Source organism: Sinorhizobium fredii NGR234 (assembly GCF_000018545.1).
Lineage (GTDB): Bacteria > Pseudomonadota > Alphaproteobacteria > Rhizobiales > Rhizobiaceae > Sinorhizobium > Sinorhizobium fredii_A.
In genome coordinates this window covers 3,247,934-3,259,388 of the sequence record NC_012587.1, presented here as the reverse complement: position 1 = coordinate 3,259,388, position 11,455 = coordinate 3,247,934, and the positions used below count along the sequence as shown (strand labels likewise).

Annotated in this window: 11 protein-coding genes; 3 read left to right on the top strand and 8 right to left on the bottom strand. The window is 62.9% G+C overall.

The features are described from left to right. Positions 1-59: 59 nt before the first annotated feature. The gene (locus tag NGR_RS26640; RefSeq protein ID WP_012709589.1) at positions 60-488 is read left to right on the top strand and encodes a Fur family transcriptional regulator; all 429 of its coding nucleotides are present in this window, start codon (positions 60-62) and stop codon (positions 486-488) included. A gap of 378 nt (positions 489-866) precedes the next feature. Here the strand turns inward: NGR_RS26640 and NGR_RS26635 are convergent, their stop codons facing one another. From NGR_RS26635 to NGR_RS26600, 8 genes are all read right to left on the bottom strand, one after another. Then, positions 867-2,591: an ABC transporter substrate-binding protein gene (locus NGR_RS26635; protein WP_012709588.1), complete on the bottom strand. Its 1,725-nt coding sequence runs from the start codon at positions 2,589-2,591 to the stop codon at positions 867-869. A gap of 85 nt (positions 2,592-2,676) precedes the next feature. Beyond that, positions 2,677-2,958: a DUF2160 domain-containing protein gene (locus NGR_RS26630; RefSeq protein ID WP_012709587.1), complete on the bottom strand. Its 282-nt coding sequence runs from the start codon at positions 2,956-2,958 to the stop codon at positions 2,677-2,679. 28 nt (positions 2,959-2,986) lie between these two features. Then, on the bottom strand, positions 2,987-3,811 hold the full coding sequence (locus NGR_RS26625; RefSeq protein ID WP_012709586.1) for a carbohydrate ABC transporter permease: 825 nt from the start codon (positions 3,809-3,811) through the stop codon (positions 2,987-2,989). A gap of 20 nt (positions 3,812-3,831) precedes the next feature. Then, entirely contained in the window at positions 3,832-4,698 is an 867-nt protein-coding gene (locus NGR_RS26620) for a carbohydrate ABC transporter permease (protein WP_012709585.1), read from the bottom strand. A gap of 1 nt (position 4,699) precedes the next feature. Continuing rightward, positions 4,700-5,770: an ABC transporter ATP-binding protein gene (locus NGR_RS26615; protein WP_012709584.1), complete on the bottom strand. Its 1,071-nt coding sequence runs from the start codon at positions 5,768-5,770 to the stop codon at positions 4,700-4,702. Between the two features lie 20 nt (positions 5,771-5,790). Further along, positions 5,791-6,861, bottom strand: a complete 1,071-nt coding sequence (locus tag NGR_RS26610) for an ABC transporter ATP-binding protein (protein WP_012709583.1) — start codon at positions 6,859-6,861, stop codon at positions 5,791-5,793. A gap of 75 nt (positions 6,862-6,936) precedes the next feature. Continuing rightward, the gene (glpD, locus tag NGR_RS26605) at positions 6,937-8,454 is read right to left on the bottom strand and encodes a glycerol-3-phosphate dehydrogenase (protein ID WP_012709582.1); all 1,518 of its coding nucleotides are present in this window, start codon (positions 8,452-8,454) and stop codon (positions 6,937-6,939) included. Between the two features lie 129 nt (positions 8,455-8,583). Further along, the gene (locus NGR_RS26600) at positions 8,584-9,348 is read right to left on the bottom strand and encodes a DeoR/GlpR family DNA-binding transcription regulator (RefSeq protein ID WP_012709581.1); all 765 of its coding nucleotides are present in this window, start codon (positions 9,346-9,348) and stop codon (positions 8,584-8,586) included. Positions 9,349-9,538: 190 nt separating this feature from the next. On the opposite strand from NGR_RS26600, the gene NGR_RS26595 reads away from it, so the two are divergent. Further along, complete coding sequence (locus tag NGR_RS26595) at positions 9,539-10,309, top strand: SDR family NAD(P)-dependent oxidoreductase (protein ID WP_012709580.1); 771 nt, start codon at positions 9,539-9,541, stop codon at positions 10,307-10,309. A gap of 231 nt (positions 10,310-10,540) precedes the next feature. Beyond that, entirely contained in the window at positions 10,541-11,437 is an 897-nt protein-coding gene (locus tag NGR_RS26590) for a LysR family transcriptional regulator (protein WP_012709579.1), read from the top strand. Positions 11,438-11,455: the final 18 nt, after the last annotated feature.

Genomic DNA, 11,455 nt, shown 5'->3' with positions numbered 1-11,455 from the left:
ATGAGAACCATTTGCAACTGGCTATTTTCAAAGCCATTGCCCTTGGCTAGTGTCGCGCAATGACACAGAGCAAGAATCGGATCGCGGAACTGGAAGGAATCCTTCGTGAAGGAGGGGTGCGCGTCACCCGCCAACGTGCTGCTATCCTGAAGATTCTGGCCGAGGCCGAAGACCACCCGGATGCCAGCGAACTGCATCGGCGCGCCAAGGAAATCGACGCGACCGTGTCGCTTTCGACCGTCTACCGCACCCTGTCGGCGCTGGAGCAGCAGGGGGTCGTGCAGCGGCACGCCTTCGAGAACGCCACGGCCCGCTTCGAGACGGCCGACGCTCCGCACCACGACCACCTGATCGACATCGACACCGGCGCGGTGATCGAATTCCGCTCCGACAAGATCGAGCAGCTGCAGGCGGAAATCGCCGCAGAACTCGGCTACGACCTGGTGCGCCACCGGCTGGAGCTCTATTGCCGGAAGCGCAAGGATTGAGCTGAGCGAAGGGCGTCTGGCGAGACGGCCGGCATCTGCGAGCTGCCGGGGTGATACCCCCTCTGGCCTGCCGGCCATCTCCCCCACAAGGGGGAGAATGCAAGCGGCGGGCTCCCCGCTCTTCTCCTTCACGCCTCGACAAGTCGACCGCACTGGAGGAGTTAGGGTGATGCACAACTGCGCATCCGTCGTCTCCCCCCTTGTGGGGGAGATGGCCGGCAGGCCAGAGGGGTATCGGCACCCTCTCGATTTCCACGTTGTCCCCTCTGATGTGTCATTCAGCATAGACGACAAAAAACCGGGGCTGTTGCCAGCCCCGGCGCCGCATCTCCTGATACTGTACCGCCGCCCGACGGAACGGGCGGCGGTATTGCAGACTTAATTGGTCTGCCAGCTCTTGACCAGTTCGTCGTAGTTGACGGTGACCGGCTTTTCCTTCTCGTTCTCGACCTTCAGCTGCGGCGCGAGGTTGCCGGCCTTGACGGCTTCCGCGTTCCAGTATTCGAGATCGTGCTCCTCGGCGAGCTTCGGACCGATGTCGCCCTGGATGCCGGCGCGCTCGAGGCGTTGCAGCACCTTCTCCTGCTCGGCGCACAGCGAGTCCATCGCTTCCTGCGCGGTCTTGGCGCCGGACGACGCATCGCCGATCGCCTGCCACCAAAGCTGAGCCAGCTTCGGATAGTCAGGAACGTTCGTGCCCGTCGGGGTCCACTGCACGCGCGCCGGCGAACGGTAGAACTCGATCAGGCCGCCGAGCTTCGGTGCGCGCTCGGTGAAGCTCTGGTGATCGAGCGTCGACTGGCGGATGAAGGTGAGGCCGACATGGCTCTTCTTGACGTCGATGGTCTTCGAGGTGACGAACTGCGCATACAGCCAGGCGGCCTTGGCGCGATCGTCCGGGGTCGACTTCAGAAGCGTCCAGGAACCGGCGTCCTGATAGCCGAGCTTCATGCCGTCCTTCCAGTAGACGCCATGCGGCGAGGGGGCCATGCGCCACTTCGGCGTGCCGTCGGCGTTGACGACCGGCAGCCCGTCCTTGACCATGTCGGCGGTGAAAGCCGTGTACCAGAACATCTGCTGGGCGACCGCGCCCTGGGCCGGAACCGGGCCGGCTTCGGAGAAGGTCATGCCTTGAGCTTCCGGCGGAGCGTAGCTCTTCAGCCAGGTCAGGTACTTGTCGATCGAATAGACCGCGGCCGGGCCGTTGGTGTCGCCGCCGCGCGCGACGCAGGAACCGACCGGACGGGAGTTCTCGTCGACCTTGATGCCCCACTCGTCGACCGGGCGGCCGTTCGGAATGCCCTTGTCGCCGTTGCCGGCCATCGACAGCCAGGCGTCGGTGAAGCGCCAGCCGAGCGACGGGTCCTTCTTGCCGTAGTCCATGTGGCCATAGACCTTCTTGCCGTCGATCTCGCGGCCGTTGAAGAACTCGGCGATGTCCTCGTAGGCCGACCAGTTGACCGGCACGCCGAGGTCGTAGCCGTACTTGGCCTTGAACTCCTCCTGGATCTTCGGGTCGTTGAACCAGTCGTAGCGGAACCAGTAGAGGTTGGCGAACTGCTGGTCGGGCAGCTGATAGAGCTTGCCGTCCGGAGCGGTGGTGAAGGACTTGCCGATGAAGTCGTCGATGTCGAGGTTCGGGTTGGTGACGTCCTTGCCTTCGTTGGCCATCCAGTCGGTCAGGTTGCGGGCCTGCTGGTAGCGCCAATGGGTGCCGATTAGGTCGGAGTCATTGATATAGGCGTCGTAGACGTTTTCGCCCGACTGCATCTGCGTCTGCAGCTTTTCGACGACGTCGCCTTCGCCGATCAGGTCGTGGGTGATCTTGATGCCGGTGATCGCGGTGAAGGCCGGGGCCAGCACCTTCGCTTCGTATTCATGGGTGGTGATCGTTTCGGAAACGACCTTGATCTCCATGCCGGCGAAGGGCTTCGCCGCATCGACGAACCATTGCAGTTCGGCTTCCTGGGACGCGCGGTCGAGCGAGGAAAGATCGCCGACTTCCTTGTCCAGGAACTGTTTTGCCTCATCCATGCCGGCGAAGGCCGTGCCGGTAAGTGCCAGCAGCATGGCTGCCGTCGTTGTCAAAAGGTGCCGTCGCATAAATTTCCTCCCTTTGGGTTTTGCGATTGCGTTTCCTTGCAGTTTCGAAAGGCGCCCTTCGCCGGGCACCCCTCATTCCGGTGCCTCAGACGTAGCGGAAGACGCCGATGGCGTAGATCACCGAGAGGGCGAGCGCCCACCAGAGATTTGCGCCGACCAGCCCCAGCCAGGCGAGGTGAATGAATGCGCTCCCGAGCAGCGACACGAACAGCCGGTCGCCGCGGGTCGTCTCGAAGCGCAGCACGCCGACGCGCGGATTGCCGCCGGGCGAGACATATTCCCAGACGCCCATGCCGACGAGCATCAGCGCAATTGCCAGGAAGAACAGCGCCGTCGGCAGCGTCCATGCCATCCATGAAAAGTCCATTGGAAATCTCCTTAGAATAGTCGGAGGTCTAGACGCGACCCAGGGCGAAGCCCTTGGCGATGTAGTTGCGGACGAAGTAGATGACGAGCGCGCCGGGGATGATCGTCAGCACGCCGGCGGCGGCGAGCACGCCCCAGTCGAGACCGGAGGCCGAAACCGTGCGCGTCATCGTCGCGGCGATCGGCTTGGCGTCGGTCGTCGTCAGCGTACGGGCGATCAGGAGTTCGACCCAGGAGAACATGAAGCAGAAGAAGGCGGCGACACCGATGCCCGACGCGATCAGCGGCACGAAGATCTTCACGAAGAAGCGCGGGAAGGAGTAGCCGTCGATATAGGCGGTCTCGTCGATCTCCTTCGGCACGCCGGACATGAAGCCTTCCAGGATCCAGACGGCGAGCGGCACGTTGAACAGGCAATGCGCGATTGCCACGGCGATGTGCGTGTCGATCAGGCCAAAGGCGGAATAGAGCTGGAAGAAGGGCAGCGCGAATACCGCCGGCGGTGCCATCCGGTTGGTCAAGAGCCAGAAGAACAGGTGCTTGTCGCCGAGGAACCGGTAGCGCGAGAAGGCATAGGCCGCCGGCAGCGCCACCGTCACGGAGATCAGCGTGTTCAAGACGACATAGGTGATCGAGTTGATGTAGCCCGAATACCAGGACGGATCGGTAAAGATCACCGCGTAGTTCCGAAGGGTCGGATTCTGCGGCCACAGCGAGAACGTGCTGAGGATCTCGCTGGTCTCCTTGAAGCTCATGTTGACGAGCCAGTAGATCGGCAGGAGCAGGAAGACGATGTAGATCGTCGGCACCAGCCAGGAGAGGCGCTGCGAAAGCGGTTGCTTGTTGGTCATCATTTTGCTCCTCCCTCCTCTTCTCAGCCTTGCGCGTCGCTCGTGGTCATCACGGTGTAGAAGATCCATGAGAGCAGCAGGATGATGAGGAAGTAGATGATCGAGAGGGCTGCGGCCGGACCGAGGTCGAACTGGCCGATCGCCATCTTGACGAGGTCGATCGACAGGAAGGTCGTCGAGTTGCCCGGGCCGCCGCCAGTGACGACGAAGGGTTCCGTGTAGATCATGAAACTGTCCATGAAGCGCAGCAGGAAGGCGATCAGGAGGACGCGCTTCATCTTCGGCAGCTGGATGTAGCGGAACACCGACCAGCGCGAGGCGCCGTCGATCTTGGCGGCCTGGTAGTAGGCGTCCGGGATCGAGACGAGACCGGCGTAGCAGAGCAGCACGACGAGGCTCGTCCAGTGCCAGACGTCCATGACGATCAGCGTCACCCAGGCGTCGATGGGGTTCTGCACGTAATTGTAGTTGATGCCGAGCGCGGCAAGCGTGCGTCCGAGCAGACCGATGTCGACGCGGCCGAAGACCTGCCAGATGGTGCCGACGACGTTCCACGGGATCAACAGCGGCAGCGCCATCAGGACCAGGCAGATCGGCACGCCGATGCCCTTCTTCGGCATGTTGAGGGCGATGACGATGCCGAGCGGGATCTCGATCGCCAGAATGATCGCCGAGAAGATCAGGTTGCGGGTGAGCGCGTCCCAGAAGCGGTCGGATTCGAGCACGTCCATGAACCAGTCCGTGCCGGCCCAGAAGAACTCGTTGTTGCCGAAGGTGTCCTGCACCGAATAGTTGACGACGGTCATCAGCGGGATCACTGCCGAGAAGGCGACAAGCACCAGGACCGGCAGGACCATGAACCAGGCCTTGTTGTTCCAGGTCTTCTCCATGTCAGGCCTCCTCGCCGACGCGCCAGGAATCGGCGTAGATATTGATGGCCTTCGGGTCGAAGGTGACGCGCGGCTCGGCCGGGATCTCGCCGTCCTCGTCGACGATGATCGAGATCGGCCGGTCGGCGAAACGGGCGCGGACGATCTTGTGGCGGCCGATATCCTCGACCTTGGTGATCGCCACCGGCATGCCCTCGCGGCCGAGCGAGATGAATTCCGGGCGGATGCCAAGCTCGGTCTTGGCACCGGCCTTGACCTTCGGCTGGAAGTTCAGGGCGATGCTTTGCTCACCCACCGCTGCCGTGTTGCCGGCGATCTCGGCCGGCAGGACGTTCATGCCCGGCGAGCCGATGAAGTAACCGACGAAAGTGTGGCGCGGCCGTTCGAAAAGCTCGGCCGGCGTGCCGATCTGGACGATCTGGCCGTCATACATGACGACGACCTTGTCGGCGAAGGTGAGCGCCTCGGTCTGATCGTGCGTGACATAGACCATGGTGAAGCCGAACTGCTTGTGCAGCCGCTTGATCTGGGAGCGCAGCACCCATTTCATTTCGGGATCGATGACGGTGAGCGGTTCGTCGAAGAGGATGGCGCTGACGTCGGAGCGCACCAGGCCGCGGCCGAGCGAGATCTTCTGCTTCTGGTCGGCGGTCAGCCCTCGCGCCGTCTTCTTCGCCCAGCCGCCGAGGCCGATCATGTCGATGATCTCCTTGACGCGGCGGTCGACTTCGGTCTCCGGCACATGGCGGTTGCGCAAGGGGAAGGCGAGGTTGTCGTAGACGGTCATCGTGTCGTAGATGACCGGAAACTGAAACACCTGGGCGATGTTGCGGTGCTGCGTCGCCAGGTGCGTCACATCGGTGCCGTCGAAGAGGATGCGGCCTTCCGACGGGTTGATCAGCCCGGAAATGATGTTGAGCAGCGTGGTCTTGCCGCAGCCCGAAGGGCCGAGCAACGCATAGGCGCCGCCGTCGTTCCATTCGTGATGGACTTCCTTCAGCGCGTATTCGGCTTCCGACTTCGGCTTGGCGCCGTAGGCGTGGCGGATATGTTCGAGATTGATGCGTGCCATGGTCTCCTCCCGGCCCTCCCTCAGGCAGTTCCGCCGATCGCCCGGCCATCCGGCCCAAAGGCCATCAGGTGGCGGGTGTCGACGAAGACCTCGAGGGTCGCGTCCGGTTCGATGTCGTGAATGCCGGGCGCCAGCATCACCCAGCGCGCATCGGCGAAGCCGACGTGAATGAAGCTCTCCGAGCCGGCGATCTCGGAAATCGCCGTCTTGACGGTGAGCGGGGTGCTGCCTCCGTCGGACCGGTCGAAAGAGATGTGGTGCGGCTGGAAGGCGACGGTGCAGGGTCCATCCGACACCGCCGCCAGATGCGCGGGAACGGAAAGCACCGGCTTACCTTCGAGGGTGAAGTGCGAGCCCGCCTTCGCGAGGCCGATCGTATTCAGCGGCGGATCGGCGAAGGTCCGGGCGGTGACGATGTCGACCGGGCGGCGGTAAACGTCGATGGTGCGGCCGAACTGGGTGATGCGCCCTTCGCTCAAAGAGGCGGTGTTGCCGCCGAGGAGCAGTGCCTCGGAGGGCTCGGTCGTCGCATAGACGAAGATCGCGCCGGAAGCGGCGAAGATCTTCGGTAGTTCCTCGCGCAATTCCTCGCGCAGCTTGTAGTCGAGGTTGGCAAGCGGCTCGTCGAGCAGAACCAGGTCGGCATTCTTGACGATGGCGCGGGCAAGCGCGGTGCGCTGCTGCTGGCCGCCGGAGAGGTTGAGCGGCGTGCGGTCGAGATAGGGGGTGAGCTTCAGGAGCTCGGCCGCCTTGCGGACCTCCCGGTCGATCGTGGCGTTGTCGGCACCCTTGATGCGCATCGGCGAGGCGATGTTGTCGTAGACCGTCATCGCCGGGTAGTTGATGAACTGCTGATAGACCATGGCGACCGAGCGCTGCTGCACGCGCACGCCAGTGACGTCGGCGCCGTCGAAATGGATCGAACCGGAGGCGGGCTTGTCGAGACCGGCCATCAGCCGCATCAGCGACGTCTTGCCGGAGAGCGTCGGGCCGAGCAGCACATTGAGCGACCCCCTCTCCAGCACAAGGTTGGTCGGGTGAATATGCGTCTCCCCGCCCACGACCTTGGTTATGTTCTTCATTTCAAGCATTGAATTCTCCGGTGTTCCACCCAGCCATCGGCAGTTTCAATCGCGGATCAGAGCGGGATGAGCGCTCCAACTCTTCTATGCTGCGGCGTTGACGGCGCCGCGCATGTAGTCCTCCAACTCCGCGATCTCCGCCGGCGTCAGCTTCAATCCCAGTTTCGTGCGGCGCCAGAGCACGTCCTCGGCGCGCCGCGCCCATTCCTGTCCGATCAGCCAGTCCACTTCGACCTCGTAAAGATCAGTGCCGAAGTGCTTGCCGAGGTCCGCCTGGCTCGCCGCATGGCCAAGCAGACTTGCAGCCTGGGTGCCGTAGAGCCGGACCAGCCGGCGGGCATGCGAAAGCGCGAGAAAGGGGTAGCGCGCCTTCAGCATGTCGACTTCGGTATCGTAGGCGGTTGCCGCAAAGTCGCCGCCCGGCAGGTGGGACGTGGCCGTCCATTTACTGCCCTTGGTCCCGATCGCCTCGCCGATCTTTTCAAGCGCCGATTCGGCGAGCCGCCGATAGGTCGTGAGCTTGCCGCCAAAGACATTGAGAAGCGGCGCCTGGCCGTTCTGTCCCTCGACGCGCAGCACATAGTCGCGGGTCGCCTCCTGCGCCTTGCTTGCCCCGTCGTCATAGAGCGGGCGGACCGCCGAATAGGTCCAGACGATATCGTCCGTGGTGACCGGATCGCTGAAATATTCGCTCGCCGATTTGCAGAGATAGTCGATCTCGGCATCGCTGATGCGCACATCCGCGGGATTGCCGGTGAAATCCCGGTCGGTGGTGCCGATCAGAGTGAAGTCGTTTTGGTAAGGGATGGCGAACATGATCCGTCCGTCCGGATTCTGGAAGAAATAGGCGCGCGGGTCGTCGAATTTCCTCTTCACGACGATATGGCTGCCCTGGACGAGGCGGACATTGTGAACATCGTTCTTGCCGAGTGTATCGGCGAGCACGCGGTCGACCCAGGGGCCGGTGGCGTTGACGAGCAGGCGAGCGCGAAGGGTTTCGCGTGCACCGGTCTGGGCGTCCTCGGTTTCGATCGCCCAGCGACCGTTTTCGCGCCGCGCCGAGACGACGCGGGTACGCGCCATGATCCGGGCGCCGCGATCGGCGGCATCGCGGGCGTTCAGCACGACGAGGCGGGCGTCGTCGACCCAGCCGTCGGAATATTCGAAGGCCTTGGTGAAGAGACGCTTCAGCGGCCCGCCCGCGGCGTCGCGGGTCATGTCCAGCGTGCTCGTCGCCGGCAACAGCTTGCGGCCGCCGATATGGTCGTAGAGGAAGAGGCCAAGACGGATAAGCCAGGCCGGGCGCGGGCCGCCCTTGTGATAGGGCAGGACGAAGCGCATCGGCCAGATGACGTGCGGCGCCATCGCCCAGAGCACCTCGCGCTCCATCAGCGCCTCGCGCACCAGCCGGAATTCGTAATGCTCGAGATAGCGCAGGCCGCCATGGATGAGCTTGGTGGAACCGGAGGAGGTGCCGGAGGCGAAATCGTCCATTTCGGCCAGCGCGACGGAATAGCCCCGGCCGACCGCATCACGCGCAATGCCGCATCCGTTGATGCCGCCGCCTATGACAAAGACGTCGAAGATTGCCTGCTCTGACACTGCGATTTCCCCTCCACTTTTCGCAATGCACAAATTGATGCAATCGCGAAAGTGAAGGCAGTTAAAACGAAAACATTTCGAATGTCAAACGAATGTTTCCCGAATCTCGAGCGGGCCGTTTGGATGCGGTCAAGCCTCGGTCTCGATCAGCTTGACGCCCTGCTCCGAACAGATTTTGCGAACGTTTTCAACGATGCATCGGTCGGTGATGAAGGTCTGCACCTGGGAAATGTGGCCGATCCTGACTGGCGCGGTGCGTTCGAACTTCGTCGAATCGGACACCAGGATGACGTGGCGCGCATTGGCGATGATCGCTTGCGCGACCTTCACTTCGCGGTAATCGAAATCGAGAAGCGCCCCATCATGGTCGATGGCGGAGGCGCCGATCACGGCGAAATCGACCTTGAACTGCCGGATGAAATCGACCGCCGCCTCGCCGACGATGCCGCCGTCCGAACCGCGCACCACCCCGCCGGCGATCACTACCTCGATCGAGGGAAAGACGCGCAACCGATTGGCGACATTGATGTTATTGGTGATGACCATCAGTTCCTTGTGATCGAGCAGGGCCTCGCCGACCGCCTCGGTGGTGGTGCCGATATTGATGAAGAGCGAGGCGTTGTCGGGGATCAGCGCAGCGGCGGCCCGACCGATCGCCTGTTTTTCCGGAGCGGCAATCTGGCGGCGAGCATCGTATTTCACGTTCTCCTTGCCGCTCGGGAAGATCGCGCCGCCGTGGATGCGGTTCAAGACCCTTGCATCGCAGAGGTCGTTCAAATCCTTGCGGATCGTCTGCGGCGTCACCGAAAAACGCTGCGCGAGTTCCTCGACGAGCACCCGGCCCTCGGCCTTTGCCAGTTCCAGGATCTCCTCTTGCCGTCCGGTGAGATACATGCTTCGCTCCCTCTGCTTTCGTTTTCTTTCATAATAGGCAAAAACGAAAGCCGTGCAATTTCAGAATCAGCGATTGGTTGCGGATTCGATCTTCGATGTCGCAATCGCCGATACCCACCCGTTGCAATCCATTGTTGGATGCGCCAGCGTGGTTTTTCCAGAGGGAAGCCAGCAGGAAGAAGGTAAGTCCATGTATCATCCGGCCTTGTTCAAAGGCATGAATGTGGTGGTGACCGGCGCCGGCCGCGGTATCGGTCTCGAAGTCGCCCGGCAGTTTCTCGATTGCGGCGCTCGGGTGCTGGTCCATGTTGGCCGGACGATCTCCGATACGCGCCCCGATTTTCTCGAATCGGCGGTGGCCGAGGGCAGGGCATTCCTTTCGGCCGCGGATTTTCTCGCCGCCGGCGGCGTCGAGACGCTTGCCGAGGAGGTGAGGAACCGCTTCGACGGCCTCGACGTGCTGATCAACAACGCCGGCACCATGGTCGGCCGTTTTCCGGCGGCAGAGCTGAGCGACGACGCCTACCGGACGATCGTCCAGCTCAACCAGACCTCGGTCGTCGAGATGACCCGGGCGATGCTGCCGCTGCTCCTGAAGGGCACGCATCCGGCGATCGTCAACACCGTGTCGATCTCGGCGCGCTCCGGCGGCAGCGCCGGCTCGTCGATCTATTCGGCCACCAAGGCCTTCGTCGCCACCTATTCCAAGGCGCTGGCGCGCGAACTGGCGCCGGACGGGATCCGCGTCAATTGCGTCTCGCCCGGCACGATCAGCACCGAATTCCACGAGCGCTACTCGACGCCGGAAAAGCTCGAAGCGACCCGCAAGTCGATTCCGCTCGGGCGGCTTGGAACCGCGGAGGATTGCGCGCCCGCCTATCTGTTCCTCGCCTCGCATCCGCTTTCCGGCTATATCACCGGGCAGGTGCTGGAGGTGAATGGCGGGCAGTTGATCTTCTAGGAAAGACATGCGCGTTTTGCCCCTCATCCGCCTGCCGGCACCTTCTCCCCGCACGCGGGGAGAAGGAAGATGCCGCCCCGTCCAAGTCCGCTCTCCCCGCGTGTGGGGAGAGGCTGCGCCGCCTCAGTCCCCTCTCCCCGCACGCGGGGAGAGGGTTAGGGTGAGGGGCGAACCCCGCGTGCAGACGAACATTGGAGCGAGGGGTGGTGCTCATCTGCTCAAAGGCCAGGCATGATCGACAAGCTGGAGTTCTTTCTCGCCCTCGCCCGCGAACGGCATTTTGGTCGCGCTGCGGAGGAATGCGGCGTGACGCAGCCGACGCTGTCGGCGGCCATCCGCCAGCTCGAGGACCAGCTCGGCGTCATCCTCGTCAATCGCGGCTCGCGCTTCCAGGGGCTGACACCCGAAGGTCAGCGGGTGCTCGAATGGGCGCGGCGGATCGTCGGCGATACGCGCACCATGCGCGAGGAGATGCGGGCGGCGCGCAAGGGGCTTTCCGGCCATATCCGCCTTGCCGCCATCCCGACGACGCTGTCGATGGTGCCGCTGATCACCGCGCCCTTCCAGGAAAAGCACCCCGACGTCACCTTTTCGGTGCTGTCGACCACCTCGCTGCAGATCCTGGCGCTGCTCGAAAACCTCGAGATCGATGCGGGGCTCACCTATCTGGAGAACGAACCGCTCGGCCGCGTCACCAGCGTGCCGCTGCAGATCGAGCAATATCACCTGGTTACCGCGGTCGGAACGCCGCTTTCGGATCGCGAAAGCGTTACCTGGAAAGAGGTTAGCAATATTCGGCTTTGTCTATTGACGGCCGATATGCAGAATCGGCGCATCATCAATCAGCATTTTGCCGAAGCCGGCGCTGTGGCGACCCCGACGCTCGAATCGAACTCGATGATCGTGCTCTTCTCGCATGTCCGGACCGGGCGATGGGCGAGCATAATGCCTTATAACGTCGCGAAATCCTTCGGCTTTCACGAAAATATCCGGATGATCCCGATCGTCGATCCGGACGTGCGCCACACGGTCGGCCTGGTGGCGACCTATCGTGAGCCGTTTACGCCATTGGTCTCGGCCTTGCTGCACGAGGCACGCATGCTCAGCGAGCGCAACGCCGCTCGATAGATTTTTTCTATCGACCAA

Excerpts from the sequence above, each read along its gene's own strand:
- NGR_RS26640 (WP_012709589.1), top strand. The coding sequence starts at position 60 with ATGACACAGAGCAAGAATCGGATCGCGGAACTGGAAGGAATCCTTCGT.
- NGR_RS26635 (WP_012709588.1), bottom strand. The coding sequence starts at position 2,591 with ATGCGACGGCACCTTTTGACAACGACGGCAGCCATGCTGCTGGCACTT.
- NGR_RS26630 (WP_012709587.1), bottom strand. The coding sequence starts at position 2,958 with ATGGACTTTTCATGGATGGCATGGACGCTGCCGACGGCGCTGTTCTTC.
- NGR_RS26625 (WP_012709586.1), bottom strand. The coding sequence starts at position 3,811 with ATGATGACCAACAAGCAACCGCTTTCGCAGCGCCTCTCCTGGCTGGTG.
- NGR_RS26620 (WP_012709585.1), bottom strand. The coding sequence starts at position 4,698 with ATGGAGAAGACCTGGAACAACAAGGCCTGGTTCATGGTCCTGCCGGTC.
- NGR_RS26615 (WP_012709584.1), bottom strand. The coding sequence starts at position 5,770 with ATGGCACGCATCAATCTCGAACATATCCGCCACGCCTACGGCGCCAAG.
- NGR_RS26610 (WP_012709583.1), bottom strand. The coding sequence starts at position 6,861 with ATGCTTGAAATGAAGAACATAACCAAGGTCGTGGGCGGGGAGACGCAT.
- NGR_RS26600 (WP_012709581.1), bottom strand. The coding sequence starts at position 9,348 with ATGTATCTCACCGGACGGCAAGAGGAGATCCTGGAACTGGCAAAGGCC.
- NGR_RS26595 (WP_012709580.1), top strand. The coding sequence starts at position 9,539 with ATGTATCATCCGGCCTTGTTCAAAGGCATGAATGTGGTGGTGACCGGC.
- NGR_RS26590 (WP_012709579.1), top strand. The coding sequence starts at position 10,541 with ATGATCGACAAGCTGGAGTTCTTTCTCGCCCTCGCCCGCGAACGGCAT.